Origin of the sequence: Streptomyces sp. NPDC002055, assembly GCF_040296705.1 — a bacterium.
GTDB lineage: Bacteria > Actinomycetota > Actinomycetes > Streptomycetales > Streptomycetaceae > Streptomyces.
In genome coordinates, this window is the sequence record NZ_JBEOXS010000069.1 from 1 (window position 1) to 15552 (window position 15552).

Sequence of the window (15552 nt, forward strand, 5' to 3'; positions counted from 1 at the left end):
GGCGGGGGGGGGGGGGGGGGGGGGGGGGGGCCGGCCGGGGGGGGGGGGGGGGGCCCCCCGCGGCGCCCCCCCCCCCCCCCTCCGGCTTGTTGAAGCCGCTTGTGGGCTGGGGTCGGGTTCGTTGTGCCGCACCGCAGGCGGGGGTAGTCCCGAGGCCCGCTCCCGGCCCCCGGCCCGTCCTGCGCCTCGGCTCCCTCCCTGAGCTGGGGCGGTCGCAGTTCCGGGCTCCCGCTCCCGGTCCCCGCTCGGGTCCCGATCCTGGGCCCCGCTTCCGGTCCCCGTTCCCGGTCCGGTCCCCGTCCCCGGCCCCGTCCTCCGCCTCGGCTCCCTCCCCCGGCCAGGCGGGTCAGTGGTGGCCGGTGGCGGGGCGCCAGGGGGCGAGGTCGGGGGTGCGGCCGGTGCGGGTCCAGTAGAGCCGGCCGTCGAGGCCGATCGCGGCCACCGCCGGGCCGGCCGTGCCGGACCGGGCGCCGGCCGGGGCGCCGCTGAAGAGGAAGCGCCCGGGTTCCCAGTCCAGGGCCCGGGGCCGGCCCGCCGCGGCACGTCCCGCGGCCGAGCGGCCCGCGGTCGCACCCCCGCCCCCCGAACGTCCTGCGGCCGAACGCTCCGGGGCGGAACGTTCCGCAGCCGAACGGCCCGCCGCGGAGCCGCCCGTACCGGCTCGGCCCTTCGCGTTGTCGGCCGGTGCGTACCGGGCGGCGCTGACCGTGCCCCGGGCGTCCCGGGCGGTCAGCAGGACCCCGGCCCCCTGGGGCGTCACCTCGACCGGGCCGAATCCGGCGATGCCGCCCAGGTCGGCGGGTTCCGTCCGCCACGTCCTGCCGGAGGTCCCGACGGCGCCCCCGACGGAGCGGCCCGCGCGGGACGAGCCCGAAGCGGAGGCCGAGGACGAGCCCGAGGGGGAATGGGCGGTGAGCAGGTCGGCGGAGCCGGGGCGGCGGAAGTAGAGCCGGACCCCGGTGGCGTCCGGATGGGCGGTCAGCGGACCGGTGGTGGCGGGCAGTCCGGTCGGCTCCGGGGCGCCCATGGCCGCGCCCCGCCGGGGCTGCGACCAGGCCAGGACGGAGGCGGGGGTGGCGGCCAGCACGTGCATGCGGCCCTTCCGGTCCGTGGCGACGGCCAGGTTGCCGAGCAGTCCGGTGCCGCCCAGGTCCGTCCAGGGCTGCCAGGAGCCGTCGGCGTTCCGCGTACGGGAACTGAGGCCGTGGGCGGGGTTGCGGAGGTAGACGGTCGCGCGGCCGGAGCCGTCCAGGGTGACGGCGGGGGCACCGAGCTGCCAGCTGGAGACGGCGTCGGGGCCGGGGGCGCCGAGCGACTCCCAGGGGCCGAACCGGCCGCCCGGCACGGTCTGCGCGGTGGTGACCAGTTCGCGCCGGTAGTCCGCCGGTCCGGTGCCGAGCAGCGTACGGGTGGCGAAGACCGCGATCCGGCCGTCGCGCAGCCGCAGGGACGTCACGCCGTCGTCGATGCCCGCACCGGGCAGCAGGTCCGGGCCGGACCACTGGGCCGAGCCGCGGGTGCGCTGGCTCCACACGGCGAGCCGCCCGTCGAGGGTGGCGAACGCCCGCAGCGCGCCGTTCCGCTGCGGCTGGAGCCAACTGGTGCTCTCCCCGCGGTGGTAGCGGATGCTCTGGGCCCAGTTGAAGCCCAGGGGGCGGGCACCGACCTTCAGGTCGCCGCAGCCGGCGGAGTCGCGGCAGTCGCGGCCGTCGGTCCAGCCGTACGTCCGGATGGCGTCGAGCTTGGTCCGCAGGGCCGTGCGGTCCAGGGTGTGGGGCAGCGAGCCGTTGAGGTAGCCGAGGTACACCTGGGTGCCGACCAGGGGCCGGTCCGGTTCCTCGGCGTACCGGGCGAGGGCCCGCTGCAGGAACCGGGCGCCGTACATGTGGTCCTGGTGGTCGGTCCAGCCGATGCCGCTCCGCTTGCTGTCGGGGGTCGGGTCCTGCATTCGCACATACGTCGGCCGGAAGCGTTCCAGCAGCCCGGTGAGGGTGCTGACCAGCTGTTCCCCGGAATAGGCGAAGTCCTCGGAGACGACGCTGCCGGAGGCGAGGAGGGAGTTGAGGGCCGATACCCGGCCGTCCCAGAGACCGCGCAGGCTGTGCGGCCGGTCGCGGCCTATGCTCTCCGCCTCGTGCAGCTGGAGCCAGACGAGACGGATCTTCGGGTGCGCCCGGAGGGTGTCGAGCTCGGCTTCCCCGCCGCCGTCGGTCGGCACGACCTCGCGCCGCCAGGGGCTCGCGGAGTCCCCGGTGGCCATGCGGGCGTAGGCGGCACGGATGCCGTTCTGCCGGGCCTTGGCGAACTTCGCCCGGTCCGCCGGCAGCTGTTTCCGGCGTGCCTCCTCCGCGGAGGCGTTGACTCCGTTGGACTCGCCGGCCGTCAGATAGACGGTGGCCAGGGCGTTCCCGGAGCGCAGTGACTGGCTCAGGTCCGGGTTCATGAAGTACAGGTCGTCGTCCGGGTGGGCGACGACCTGGAGGACCGATTCCGTTGTTCTGATCCGCTGGTCGGCGGCCGTGCCCGCCGCACGGGCGCGGCCGGCGGCCGGCTCCCGGACGTCCGCCGTGCCACGGGCGAGCGGAGTGGAGCAGGAGGCCACGGTTCCGACGAGCGCCAGGGTGAGCGCGCCGCGGAGCAGACGACGGGGTATTGCAGGCATCGGTGTTCGCTTTCAAGGTGCGGACCAGCCCAGGAGGCTGAGCTGGAGCAGGGCCGGATCAGAAGCAGGGCCGGATCAGAAGCAGGGCCGGGTCAGGAGAAGGGCCGGAGCAGGGGAGGACCGGAGCCACGGGAGAAGCCGCGGCACGCAGGGGAGTGGCGCGGAGCGGAGGGGTGAACGGCACGACGCGCAGCGGCGGAGGAAAGCCGCGGGGCGGGAAGGCCCGCCGGACTGGTGCCGGATCAGCTCGCTGTCGCCGGTCCCGGTGCGGGTCGTGCCGCCGGTCGCCGGGCCGACTGCGCTGTCGGTCGTGGTGCCGGTCGTGGCGGGGATCCGGGCGGCCGGGGCGGCAGCGCCCGGACCGGCCGGGCGCCGGGACCGGGCGGCCCGTCGCGGCGCGCGCCGGGCTCCGTCTGTCCACTGCGGCGCGTGGCGGGGAGACCGGAGCCGGAGCCGGAGGTCACGCGGGGGAGGAGGCGGCCGGAGACGGGGGCGTGCTGCGGGGATGTGCGAGGGCCGGGTCCGCTCATCGCGGCTGTCCCGTCACCGGGTGCGCGCACCGGTCGGCCGGGCCCGGGGGCAGGATCGAGGTCAGGGGCGGGGCCGGCGGCGACGAGGACGTCGGCCCCGGCCGCGCGGCGTCGGGCGTCCCCGGCGGGCACGGCATGGTCGTCCTCGCCGACGCAGCGTTCCGCGTACCCGTGCCCCGGCCCGCAGGGCTCGGCCCCGCGCTCCGGGGAGCGGCCGACCGGGTTCCGGGGAGCGTCCGCTGCTCGTGGAAGCGGGCGTCGCGACCGACCATGAACCGTGCCTCTCCGGTGCCACCGTGCCTCCGGTGTCACACCTTCACCCGACCGGGCCCATGGCATTTGCCACCTTTTGTGGGGCCGACATCGGCCATTCCCGGTAATTTCTATGATGTCGGCGGAACGCTTCGGGTTGCCTGGAGGGCCTATGAATTCGGCAGGACCGGAGAATTCGGAAGGGCCCGTGCACGCCGTGGAGCCCACGGCGGAGCCCGCGGCCAAGAGCGCCAAGAGCGCCAAGAGCGCCAAGAGCACCAAGAGCACCAAGAGCCACGAAAGCCGGGGAAGCTGCGAAAGCCCCGTCGACCCCGAGCGCCCGGCCCCCGACGTCTCGGTGGTCGTGATCGTCTACAACGACGCCGCCCGGCTCCCCACCGCCGTGCGTTCCGTGCTCGCCCAGACGCTCCGCGCCGTCGAGGTCGTGATCGTCGACGACTGCAGCGAGGACGACTCGTACGCCGTCGCCCAGCAGCTCGCCGCCGAGCATCCGGGGCAGGTGCGGGCGTTCCGGCTCCCCTCCAACAGCGGTGGCTGCGGCGCCCCCCGCAACCACGGCATCGGCGAGGCCCGCGGCCGGTACGTGATGTTCCTGGACAGCGACGACGAACTGGAGCGGAACGCCTGCCGCAACCTGCTCGCGGCGGCCCGGAGCACCGGCGCCGATCTCGTCTCGGGCCGCTGCGTCCGGGTGCACGTCGACAGCCGGCACGGCAAGCGCGAGGACTGGTACCCCTGGATCTACCAGGAGACCCGCACCCTGGAATCCGTCTCCGAACTCCCCGACCTGCTGATCTTCGACACCCTGTCGACCAACAAGTGCTACCGCCGGGACTTCCTGCTGGAGCAGAACCTGCTGTTCCCGGTGGGGATCCACTACGAGGACCTGCTCTTCTCCGCGCAGGCCTATCTCGCCGCCGGGCGCATCGCGCTGATCCCCAACCGGGTCTACTTCTGGAACGTCACCGACAGGACCGGCGCCAAGTCCATCAGCAACCGCCGGCACGAGATCGCCAACTTCGCGCACCGGATGGAGATCCACCGCCGGATCGACACTCTGCTGGAGCAACGGCGGCTGCCGGATCTGAAGTTCCACAAGGACGTGAAGTTCCTCAAGCACGACCTGGTCCTGCATCTGCGCGACCTGCCGCTGCTGGACGAGGAGTACCGCCACCGGTTCGCCGAGCTGGCCGGCTCCTACCTGGCCGGTCTCGACCCGGCGGCGTACGACGAGGTCCAGCCGATCCAGGCCATCTGCGCCTACCTCCTGGTCCGCGAGGACTGGGACAACCTGCTGCCCGCCGCGGACACCCTGATGAACCGCGACAAGATCTCCTCGCCGCTCACCGAGCGGGACGGGCGGGTCTACTGGTGCGTCGAGCACCTCGACGACCCGGAGGGCCGCAAGGTCCTCGACGTCACCGACGCCGACTACCACGGCATTCCGCTCGGGCGGATGTTCCTGCGCAACCGGCTCACCGGATACGCCGACGACGGGCGCGGCACCGTGCGGCTCGCCGGCAGCGTGGTCAATCCGCTCCGCCGCATCGGGCCCGGCTCCCGGGTCAGGGGGCGTCTGGAGTTCCGGGCCCGCCGGCGCAGTCTGCAGACCTTCCACTTCCCGCTCCGGACGCTGCGCCGGCACGGCGACTTCCTGGACTGGACCGCCGAGGCGGACCTCGCCCGGCGGCTGCGTCCGCTGGGAGTGATCGACGCGGTGTGGGACGTCCGGCTGCTCCTGGACGTCGACGGCGAGCGGCTGCGCACCCGGCTCAGCGTGGGCGGTCTCGCGCTCGACCAGGCCCGCCCGCTGCACGTCCGCCCCCGGCTCACCCGGCTCGTCGCCGACCGGCTGGAGCCCGAGATCTCCCGGCGCGGGCACCTGGCGTTCCGGCTGGCCGCGCAGGGACGGGCGGCTATCCGGGCCCGCGAGGCCGTGGACGCCGCCGTCACCGGGCCCGCCGGAGGGCTCGTCAAGTCCGCCGTGCGCCGGGCCCGCAAGGCCAAGCGCATGCTCAACTCCGGGGAGACCAAGATCCGTGCGTACCACCGGGCGCTACGCGTCCTGCCGGTGCGCAAGGGGCTGGTGGTCTTCGAGAGCCACCTCGGCAAGCAGTACAGCGACAGCCCCCGGGCCATCTACGAGGAAATGCGCCGGCAGGGCGTGGACTTCGCGCCCGTCTGGTCCTGGACGGGGCGGCAGCCGGAAGGTTTCCCCACCGACGCCACCCTGGTGCGCCGGTGGAGCTGGCCCTATCTGCGGGCCCTGGCCCAGGCGGAGTTCTGGATCGACAACCAGGGATTCCCGCTGAAGCTCACCAAGCGGCCGGAGACCACCTACATCCAGACCTGGCACGGCTCGGCGCTCAAGCGGATGGGCTTCGACGAGCCCCGCTACAAGCTGCTCAACCGCTCCGACCAGGAGGGGTACCAGCGGGTGCTGGACCGCTTCGACCACTTCCTGATCCGCTCCGAGCACGATGTGCGCACCCTCGCCCGCGCCTACCGGCTGGGGGACGAGGTGCTGCTGCGCACCGGCTATCCGCGCAACGACCCGCTCGTCGCGGCCCGCGCCCGGGAGGAGGCCACCGGGGTGCGGGAGCGCGGTCCGCTCGCCGCCGAGCTGGGCATCCCCGAGGGCCGGCAGGTGCTGCTGTACGCGCCGACCTTCCGCAGCGGCCCGGGCGGGCGGATCCGCGCCTTCGAGCTGCCCTTCGACGTCGAGGAGTTCGCCCGGCGCTTCGGTGACCGCTGCACCCTGCTGATCCGCTCGCACTATCTGAACCACGTGGTGCTGCCGCCGTCGGTGCGCGGCACCGTCCTGGATGTGACGGACCACCACGACATCACGCCGCTGCTGACGCTTGCGGACGGGCTGATCACGGACTACTCCTCGGTGATGTTCGACTACGCGCTCCTCGACCGGCCGATGGTGTTCTACGTCCACGACTGGGACGAGTACGCCGGGGTGAGCCGCGGCACCTATTTCGACCTGCTGGAACAGGCCCCGGGCCCGGTGGTGCGGACCGAGGAGGCCCTCTTCGCGGCGGTCGCCGAAATGAAGTCCGCCGACACCGAGTACGCGGAGGCCCGGCGCCGGTTCGTTGCGGAGTACGGCGAGTACGACCGGGGCGACGCCGCCCGCACCATCGTGAACCGGTTCTTCACCCCGCGGAGCGGCACATGAACGAGCAGCGGATGCCCGCCGAGGCCCCGGTACTCCCGGGCGCTTCCGACGTCTCCGGGATCCCCGATCTCTCCGGTCCTCCCGAAGCCTCCGGAGCGCCCGCGGTCAAGGGCGCCCCCGGCCCCGCCGCCACCGGGCGGGACATCTTCTTCGTCTCCAACAGCGTGGACGAGCTGGGCGGGGTCACCAGCTGGTCGCACCAGATGGCCCGGCTGTTCGCCGCGCGCGGGCACCAGGTACGAGTCATCGGCATCGGTCCCGCCGAGGAGCGGCAGAGCCTCGGCGGCGAACCGGCGTACCCCGTGCTGACCCTCTACGACGCCCCGCCGCCCAAGGCCCGGCCGGTCACGTTCGGCAGCCGGTTCAACCCGGTCGAACGCCGGCGCCGCGGCGCCCGCGAGGCCGGGATGCGGGAGCAGGCGGAGAAGCTGAGCGCGCTGTTCCGGGCCGCCGGGCCCGGCGCGGTCGTCATCGTCACCCAGGTCTGGGCCATGGAGTGGGTAACGCTCGCCGACACCGCCGGGGCGACGGTCATCGGGATGAGCCACGAGTCGTACGCCTACTCGCGCGACAGCTCGCGCTTCGGCCGGGTGCAACGGTTCTACCGGGACGTCGACCGGATGCTGGTCCTCACCCAGGAGGACGCCGACCTGTGGATCCGGCAGGGGCTCGACAACACCGGATTCATGCCGAACCCCCTGCCGTTCATGCCCGACGAGCCGTCGCCCCGCACCGCGAAGGTGGTGACGAGCATGGGCCGGCTGACCGACCAGAAGGGCATCGACATGCTCCTCGACACCTGGGCGGAGGTCGCGCCGCGACACCCGGACTGGACCCTGCGCATCTACGGCGCCGGTGAGGACGAGGAGATGCTGCGCGCGCAGTGCACCGCGCTGGGCGTGGACGGGTCGGTGGAGTGGCGGGGGCGGACCGGCGACGTGCCGGGGGCGCTGCGCGGCGGCTCGGTCTTCGTCCAGTCCTCGCGGGGCGAGGGGTTCCCGCTCGCGCTGATGGAGGCGATGGCGGCGGCGGTGCCGTGTGCGGCGTTCGACTGCGCGCCGGGCGTCCGCGAGATCATCCGGGACGGCGAGGACGGGCTCCTCGCCGCCCCGGGCAACACCGGCGAACTCGCCCGCCGGCTGGACACCCTGATGTCCGACCGGGACCTGCGGGACCGGATGGGCGAGCTGGCCCGGGAACGGGTGCGGCGGTTCTCGACCGAGGAGGTCGTGCGGCGCTGGGAGGAGCTGTTCGCCTTTCTGGAGCGCTGACCGCTGACCGCTGACCGCTGGCCGCTGACCGCTGACCGCTGGCCGCTGGCCGCCGGGCAAGCCGGGGGAGGCGGACCGTGCGCCCCCGCCCACACCGTCCTCGCGCCTCGCGCCCCGCACCCGCGCCCGCGCCCGCGCCCCGCGCCTGCACCCCGCGCCCGCGCCCGATCGCGCCCCGGCCGCTCGTAGGCCCGCCCGCCCCGCACACCTCACCTCCGACGGGCCGCCCGCCGCAGCTTCCGGGTGACCACCGCGACCGCCGCCCGGGGCCCCGGCGCGATCCGGAGGGCCAGCGAACCGCCCGTGGTGGCGTACGGCTGGACCAGCAGCAGCCCGTGGCCACGGCTCGGCACGGCCGTCCGCCGCAGCCCCGGCCCGGCGGCCCGGACGCCGGTGGCCGGCGAGGACCCGTCGTCGCACCGCAGCCGGACCCGCAGGTCCCAGACATCCGGTGGGGAGCCACGGGTCCGGGCGGCCAGCGCGTCCAGGTCCAGCAGGACCTCGGCCGACCATGAGGAGGTGCCCTCACCCGGGGCGGAGCCATCCTCCGGGCCGAGGCCGGTGCCCCGGTCCCAGCCACCCTCCGGGCCGAGGTCCGCACCCCGGTCCCGGCCGGTCTCCGGGGTGAGGACGGCGTCGCGGGTCAGCCCGATCGCGCCGTCCTCGCGGTGCCGCAGCTCGATGTCGACCGTCCGCGGTCCCGCCGTGGCGAGCCGCCCGTAGATCTCGTGCACCCGGATCCGCAACAGCCGGGTCCGGGCGTCCACGACCGGCTCCGCCTCGACGGTCACCGGCAGCCGGCGCAGCGGTTTGGTGTCGATCCCGTCCAGCAGCACCCCGGGCAGGTCCACGGCCCAGACGGGCCGGCCGTCGACCCGTGCGTAGGGCGGCAGCAGCCGGGCCGGCCGGTCGGCCAGTTCGATCAGCCGCCGCAGGTCCCTCGGGTGCTCCGCCGCCAGCAGGACCCGGGCGATCCAGCGGGCGGGGGCGCGGGCGGCCGTCAGGTCGGCGGCGTCGAAGCCGGCGAGATACGCGCGGGTGAGCTGCCACCACGCCGCCCGGTGCGCGGCGCTGTGCCCGCCCAGTTCGCGCAGGTACATCCGCAGGTCGTAGTCGAGGAACTTCACCCGGGCGGCGTGCGCCAGTCCCTTCTGCCCGGCCTCCTCGAAGATCTCCACGGACCGGCGGTGCGCCGCCAGCCGGCTGCGCCAGTTGTCGGGGCCGTTGCGGTCCAGGGAGATCGACGGCCGCTCGGCCGAACGGCGTACCTGCCAGCCGTAGACGGCGTCGGGGACGATCGCGATCCGCGGGGCGGCGGCCAGCACCCGGGCGGTGAAGACGAAGTCCTCGTAGCGGAACGCCCCCTCGGGGAACGTGATGCCGTGCCCTTGCAGAAAGGCGCGGGCGTAGAGCTTGTTGACGCACAGGGTGTCGCGGACCAGCCGGGGCCGTTCGGCGGGGGAGCCGTGCACCGCCTCCGCGCGGAACAGCGACTGCTGCCAGCGGACCTCGCGGTGTCCGGGCAGCTCACGGCGGACGCAGGCGCCCGCCACCACGGGGGCGTGGTGCCGGGCGGCGGCCGCGAGCAGGGCGTCCACCGCGCCCGGCAGCAGCACGTCGTCGCTGTCCAGGAACATCACGTACCGGGCGGTGGCGCGCCGCAGACCGTCGTTGCGCGGGGTGCCGCAGCCGCCGCTGTTGCCGCGCCGGCGCACCACACGGACGCGCCGGTAGCGGCGGGCCAGGCCGGCCAGGACCCGGGCGGTGTCATCGGTGGAGCCGTCGTCGACCGCCACGACCTCGGCGACACCGGCGCCCTGGCGGAGGGCGGACAGCACCGCGTCCGCGATGTGCGCGGCGTCGTTGTAGCCGATCACGATGACGCTGACCTGCGCCGCGGTCGGTATCGGTGCCGTCTTCGCTGCCATGGGGGCCACCCCTCCATTTCAGCCCCGGGGGCCGCGTTCTCCGAGCCGGGAGCGGCGAACCGGGTGACGGGACCGGCTGCGCCCCCGGGCCGGGCCGACGCCGTGCGGGGGATCAAGCGGGGGCCGTTTGCTGCCGAACCAAAGACGGGACCGTGCGAAGAACAGGAGCTCGTCGATGGTCACAACCGAGGTCAGGATCCCCTTCCGGCCCGTCCTGGCACGCCGCACCCCGGTCGCGACCCTGCTGATCCCGGCCGTCACCATGGCGGTCCTGGGGCTCTGGGGCCTGAACCGGCGCGGGCTCTGGGGCGACGAGGCCGCCACCTGGACGGCCGCCCGGCGCACCCCGGCCGAGCTCTGGCACCTGCTGCAGAACCTCGACGCCGTGCACGGGCTGTACTACTTCGGTATGCACCTGCTGCTGGCGGTGCGCGCCGACGAGGTGATGCTGCGGCTGCCCTCGGTGCTGGCGATGAGCTGGGCGGCGGCGGCCGTGGCGGCGACCGGCGCCAAGCTGGCCGGTCCCCGGGTGGGGCTGATCGCGGGCACCCTGTTCGCGGTGGTGCCGGTGGTGAGCCTGTACGCCCAGGAGGGCCGGTCGTACGCCCTGGTGGTGGCCGGTGCGACCACCGCCACCTACCTCCTGGTGTGCGGCTGCCGGAGCACGGACCGCCGCTGGTGGCAGGCGTATGCCGGGGTCGTGGCGCTGACCGTGGTGCTGCACGCCCTCGCGGTGCTGTTGCTCGCCGCGCACGCCGTGACGCTGCTGATGGCCCGCAGCGCTCCCCGGATCTGGCGCCTGTGGGGCCTGGCGGCGGGCGGCACGGTGGTGGTCCTGGTACCGCTGCTGTGGGTGGCGGGCGGTCAGGTGGAGGCGATCGCCTGGATCACCCGGCCCGGCTGGGACGAGGTGGTCCATCTGGTGCGGGCGTTCGCCGGGCCGTCCGGCGGGGCCGCGTGTCTGACCCTGCCGCTGGCGGCGGCCGCCCTGTTCCTGCCCCGCCGCCCGTCGTTCGCCGCCGCCCCGCCCACCCTGATCACGGTGGCGCTGCCGCTGCTGGTCGTCCCGCCCGTCCTGCTGATCGCGGTGTCCCAGCTGTATCCGCTGTACGACCTGAGGTACGTGCTGTACGCGCTGCCGGGGCTGTCCCTGCTGGTGGCGGCCGGTGCCGACCGGCTGGCCGCCCGGGTGCCGTGGCGGGGGTCGCTGCCGCTGGCGGGGGCGCTGGTGGTGTCGATGGTTCTGGGCGGGCAGCTGGCCGCCCAGAACGAGGTGCGGTCCGGGGAGAGCCGGATGGACGACCTGCGGCCGATCGCGCAGGCGGTGCAGGCCCGGGCGAAGCCGGGCGACGCGGTGGTCTTCCTGGCCGGGACCCGGCGGAAGGCCGCCATCGCCTACCCGGAGGCGTTCGCCGGGCTGCGCGATGTGGCGCTGGAGGCGTCCCCGGGGCGCTCCGGCACGCTGTACGGCACCGAACTGCCGCCCGACCGCGTCCGGAAGCTGCTGTCGCGGGCCGACCGGGTGTGGCTGCTGGACCGGGAGGACTCCGACCAGCGGAGGGTGTTCCGGGCGGAGGTGGAGCGGGTCAAGCAGGACGTGCTGGCGACCCGGTTCCACCGGGAGGGCGTGGCCCGGCTGCACGGCGGCAGCGTCCATCTCTTCGTGCACGACTGACCGCCTCTGGTGCGCGACTGACTGCTTCTCGTGCGCGACTGACCGCTTCTCGTGCGCGACTGACGGGCCGGGGAACGCTGCCCACGGACACCGCCGGCCACCCCCGGACCGCCCGCGAGGGCCACCGCCCCCGCCCTACTTCACCGCCCCCGCCATCACCCCGGTGACGAACTGCTGCTGGAAGGCGAAGAACACCACGAGCGGAATCACCATCGAGACGAACGCGCCCGGCGCCAGGACGTCGATGTTGTTGCCGAACTGGCGCACCTGCTGCTGCAGGGCGACCGTGACCGGCGGTGAGCCGCTGTCCGCGAAGATCAGGGCCACCAGCATGTCGTTCCAGACCCACAGGAACTGGAAGATGCCGAGCGAGGCGATGGCGGGCCCGCCGAGCGGCAGCACCACCCGGGTGAACAGCCGGACCTCGCCCGCCCCGTCCAGCCGCGCCGCCTCCAGCAGCTCGCGCGGGATCTCGGCGAAGAAGTTCCGCAGCAGGAAGACGGCGAACGGCAGCCCGAACGCGGTGTGGAAGACCACCACCCCCGCCGTGGTCTGGAAGATCCCCAGGCTGTTGAAGAGCTTGGCGACGGGCAGCAGCGCCACCTGGACCGGCACCACCAACAGGCCCACCACCAGCAGGAACCACCCGTCCCGGCCCGGGAAGTCCAGCCAGGCGAAGGCGTATCCGGCCAGCGAGCCGATGACGACGACGAGGACCGTGGACGGGACCGTGATGAGCAGCGTGGTCAGCAGCGACTCGGTGATCGCGCCGTTGCCGAGCAGCTCGGCGTAGTTGTCGACGGTCAGTCGGGCCGGCGCGCCGAAGACCGTCCACCACCCGGAGCCGGCGATGTCGGAGCCCTCGCGCAGCGAGGAGATCAGCAGCCCGAGCGTCGGCATCAGCCAGAACAGCGCGACCAGGATCAGCAGCACCTGCGTCAGACCGCCCCCGGCGCGGGCCGCGAGCCGGGACACGGCCGACGGCCGGGCCTTCTCCACCGTGCGGGACGGGCGTACCGGTACCGCGTCCGTGGTCGTGGTCATCGGCGGCGCTCCCTCCGGATCCGGCGGATGTTGAGGATCATCACCGGCACCACCAGCAGGAGCAGCAGCACGGCGATGGCGCTGCCCACGCCCTGGTCGGCGTCGCTCCCGAAGGACGACAGATACAGCTGGAGGGCCAGCACATTGGCGTCGGACTGGGTCGCCCCGGGCGCGATCACATAGACCAGGTCGAAGATCTTCAGCACATTGATCATCAGGGTGACCAGCACCACCGCCAGCACCGGTGCGAGCAGCGGCACCGTGACCCGCCGGAACACCTGCCATTCACCGGCACCGTCGACCCGGGCCGCCTCCAGTAGCTCCCGGGGCACCCCGGCGAGGCCCGCGGCGATCAGCACCATGGCGAAGCCCGCCCACATCCACACGTACGCGCCGATGACGGCGGGGGTGACCAGCGACGGGCCGAGCCAGTCCACGCCGTTGTACGGCTCGGCGAAGTTCCCCGCCGGCAGTTGCAGCAGGGCCCCGGCGGCCCGGTCCGCGGGCAGTGCGTACGTGCCGTCGGCGGCGGCCTCGGCCGAGGCGACGACACGGCCGTCCCGGACCGCCTCGACCCGGATCCCGGCCAGCGCCTTCTCCCCCGGGTCGATCACCTGGGGCCGGCCGCCCCCGCCCCGGGTGAAGTCCAGCCACACCGTGCCGGTGATCTTCCCGGCCTCGCGGGGCGCGGGCCGCGCGGCGGCGGCGCCGGACGGCAGCTTCGCCGCGGGCACACCGACCAGCGGCACGTCCGCGGGCACCCCGTCGGACAGCGGCGAGGTGCTGGTGAACGACCCGCCGCCGGAGGGCCGCAGCTCCGTGCGCGGCCCCGGGCGGGCGCCGGGGTAGGCGGCGGACTCGGCGAAGGTGTCGTGCACCCCCACCCAGACGGCGTTGGCCACCCCGCGGTCCGGGTCCTGTTCGTACACCAGCCGGAAGATGATCCCGGCCGCCAGCATCGAGATCGCCATCGGCATGAAGACGACCAGCTTGAAGGCGGTGCCCCAGCGGATCCGCTCCGTCAGCACGGCGTAGATCAGGCCGAGTGCGGTGGAGACGGCCGGGGCGACGATCACCCAGATCAGATTGTTCCGGACCGCGGTGAGGCTGTCCGGGTCGGTGAACACCTCGGCGAAGTTGTCCAGTCCGACGAATCCGGAGCCGTCGGCGTCGAAGAGGCTGCGCACCAGGGAGTACCCGATCGGGTAGACCACCAGCGCGCCCAGCAGCACCAGCGCGGGCAGCAGGAAGCAGACGGCCACCCACGGCCGGGTGCCCTTGGCTCCCCTGCCGCGGGGCGGTCCGGAGCGGGCGGGGGGCGGTGTGTCCGGTGCGGCCGTGCCCTCCGCGGTCGCGGTCGTCATGGCCGGCGGCCCGTCAGTTCCGGAACGCCTTGGCGGCGGCCGCCTCCAGCTTGCGCTGGGCGCCCGCGACGTCCTTCGGGTTCTTCAGGAAGTCCTGCAGCGCCTTCCACTCGCCCGCGCCCTTGGTGCCGCCGAAGGACGCCGGTGCCTGGTCCGACATGTCGAACCGGAAGGCGTCGCCCGCCGAGATCAGCGCCTTCGCGATGTCCCGCTGCACGGCGTTCGGATACACCCCGGGGTCGAGCTTCCGGTTCGGCGAGAGGTAGCCGCCGGCCTTCGCCCAGATCGCGGCCGCGTCGGTGGAGGCCAGGAAGGTGAGCAGCGCCTGCGCGCCCTTGCCGCCCTTGAGCGCCACCGCCACGTCCCCGGCGCTGACCACGGGGGAGGAGCCGCCCACGGCCGGGAACGGGAAGACCTTGGCGTCCGTGCCCACCTTCGCGTCGGTGTCGGTGGCGATGTTGGCGGCGACGAAGTCCCCCTCGAAGACCATCGCGGCCCCCGGGGCGTCGCCCCCGGTGAAGGTCTGCGTGACGGACTTCGGGAACTCGGTCTGCAGCGCGCGGTCCGAGCCGCCGGCGATCAGCGTCCGGTCGCCGAAGAGTTCGCCGAGCGTGGTCAGCGCCCGCTTCACGGACGGGTCGGTCCACGGGAGGTCGTGCCGGGCGAGCCGGTCGTACTTCTCGGGGCCCGCCTGGGAGAGGTAGACGTTCTCGAACCAGTCGGTGAGCGTCCAGCCGTCCGCACCGCCGACGGAGACCGGCGGCACCCCGGAGTCGGAGATCGTGCGGGCCGCGGCGAGGAATTCCTTCCAGGTCTTGGGCTCGGAGACCCCCGCGTTCTCGAAGGCCGTGGTGTTGTACCAGACCAGGGACTTGTTGGCGGCCTTGAAGTAGACGCCGTACTGCGTGCCGTCGTGGGCGCCGAGGTCCTGCCAGCCGCGGGAGAAGTTCTTGCCCAGCTGGGCCTTGGCCGGGCCGCCCAGCGGCTTCAGCCAGCCCTTCTCGGCGAACTGCTGGAGCGCGCCCACCTGCGGGAGCATCGCGACGTCCGGCGGCTCGCCGCCCTCGATCTTCGTCCCGAGGAAGGTGGAGATGCTGTCGCCGGTCGGTACGAAGCCGACGTCGGCGCCGGTGCGCTTCTCGAACTCGTCCAGCACCGCGGTGAAGTTCTTCTGCTCCGCGCCGGTCCACACGGCCGCGACCTGGAGCTTCTCCCCGTCGAGTTCGGGGAGCCGGACCGTGGCGCCCTGGTGGCCGCCCTTCCCCGAACCCCCGGACGAGCTGTCGCCGTCGTCGCCGCATCCGGCGGCGGTGAGGGCGAGGGCGCTCGCGGTGACGATCGTCAGTGCGGTGCGAGTGGTACGTGCCGAGCGAAGAGTTGTGCGCATGACCTGCCCCGTCTCCCCTGGCCGGGCCACGGGGGGCCATCGTTGCGCGGACCCCGCAGACGGCGGCCGTAGGTGCTCCGTGCGTCCCGTGGCTCAGTCCTACGCCCGGAACGCGAACCCCCGCAATACCGCGTGCGGCGCCAAGTGGCCTATTGTGACCAGGATGTGACAGACCGTCAATGGATGGATGGCGCCGCTCGGTCTCCCCGCGCCGCTCGGCCTCCCGGGCGG

The 15552-nt window shown here is 74.0% G+C and carries 8 protein-coding genes; 3 read left to right on the forward strand and 5 right to left on the reverse strand.

Translation table 11 applies throughout. The features are described from left to right. Positions 1 to 346 precede the first annotated feature (346 nt). Positions 347 to 2662: a PIG-L family deacetylase gene (locus ABT112_RS29785; protein ID WP_351514830.1), complete on the reverse strand. Its 2316-nt coding sequence runs from the start codon at positions 2660 to 2662 to the stop codon at positions 347 to 349. A 1140-nt stretch (positions 2663 to 3802) separates the two neighbouring features. Here ABT112_RS29785 and ABT112_RS29790 point away from each other — a divergent pair. Together ABT112_RS29790 and ABT112_RS29795 are read left to right on the forward strand one after the other, a co-directional pair. After that, entirely contained in the window at positions 3803 to 6652 is a 2850-nt protein-coding gene (locus tag ABT112_RS29790; RefSeq protein ID WP_351514873.1) for a bifunctional glycosyltransferase/CDP-glycerol:glycerophosphate glycerophosphotransferase, read from the forward strand. Next, positions 6649 to 7923 carry a glycosyltransferase gene (locus ABT112_RS29795; RefSeq protein WP_351514832.1) on the forward strand — a complete coding sequence of 425 codons (1275 nt, stop codon included), beginning with the start codon at positions 6649 to 6651 and terminating at the stop codon, positions 7921 to 7923. Before ABT112_RS29790 ends, ABT112_RS29795 begins: the two co-directional genes overlap by 4 nt. Positions 7924 to 8132: 209 nt before the next feature. On the opposite strand, the gene ABT112_RS29800 is transcribed toward ABT112_RS29795, so the two are convergent. Further along, a complete protein-coding gene (locus ABT112_RS29800) occupies positions 8133 to 9851 on the reverse strand; it encodes a glycosyltransferase (protein WP_351514834.1) in 1719 nt (572 codons plus the stop codon). Positions 9852 to 10026: 175 nt separating this feature from the next. Between ABT112_RS29800 and ABT112_RS29805 the strand changes: the two genes are divergently transcribed. Continuing rightward, entirely contained in the window at positions 10027 to 11526 is a 1500-nt protein-coding gene (locus ABT112_RS29805; protein WP_351514836.1) for a glycosyltransferase family 39 protein, read from the forward strand. Between the two features lie 135 nt (positions 11527 to 11661). On the opposite strand, the gene ABT112_RS29810 is transcribed toward ABT112_RS29805, so the two are convergent. Genes ABT112_RS29810 through ABT112_RS29820 form a run of 3 tightly spaced genes read right to left on the reverse strand, consistent with a single transcriptional unit; the run spans position 11662 to position 15321 of the window. After that, positions 11662 to 12570, reverse strand: a complete 909-nt coding sequence (locus ABT112_RS29810) for a carbohydrate ABC transporter permease (protein ID WP_351514838.1) — start codon at positions 12568 to 12570, stop codon at positions 11662 to 11664. Continuing rightward, the gene (locus tag ABT112_RS29815) at positions 12567 to 13934 is read right to left on the reverse strand and encodes a carbohydrate ABC transporter permease (protein WP_351514840.1); all 1368 of its coding nucleotides are present in this window, start codon (positions 13932 to 13934) and stop codon (positions 12567 to 12569) included. The genes ABT112_RS29810 and ABT112_RS29815 overlap by 4 nt, the downstream gene beginning before the upstream one ends. A 13-nt stretch (positions 13935 to 13947) precedes the next feature. Continuing rightward, on the reverse strand, positions 13948 to 15321 hold the full coding sequence (locus tag ABT112_RS29820) for an ABC transporter substrate-binding protein (protein ID WP_351514841.1): 1374 nt from the start codon (positions 15319 to 15321) through the stop codon (positions 13948 to 13950). Between the last annotated feature and the right edge of the window lie 231 nt (positions 15322 to 15552).

Bases quoted from the DNA above. Each gene is read 5' to 3' on its own strand.
- ABT112_RS29785 (WP_351514830.1), bottom strand. From the start codon at position 2,662: ATGCCTGCAATACCCCGTCGTCTGCTCCGCGGCGCGCTCACCCTGGCG.
- ABT112_RS29795 (WP_351514832.1), top strand. From the start codon at position 6,649: ATGAACGAGCAGCGGATGCCCGCCGAGGCCCCGGTACTCCCGGGCGCT.
- ABT112_RS29800 (WP_351514834.1), bottom strand. From the start codon at position 9,851: ATGGCAGCGAAGACGGCACCGATACCGACCGCGGCGCAGGTCAGCGTC.
- ABT112_RS29805 (WP_351514836.1), top strand. From the start codon at position 10,027: ATGGTCACAACCGAGGTCAGGATCCCCTTCCGGCCCGTCCTGGCACGC.
- ABT112_RS29810 (WP_351514838.1), bottom strand. From the start codon at position 12,570: ATGACCACGACCACGGACGCGGTACCGGTACGCCCGTCCCGCACGGTG.
- ABT112_RS29815 (WP_351514840.1), bottom strand. From the start codon at position 13,934: ATGACGACCGCGACCGCGGAGGGCACGGCCGCACCGGACACACCGCCC.
- ABT112_RS29820 (WP_351514841.1), bottom strand. From the start codon at position 15,321: ATGCGCACAACTCTTCGCTCGGCACGTACCACTCGCACCGCACTGACG.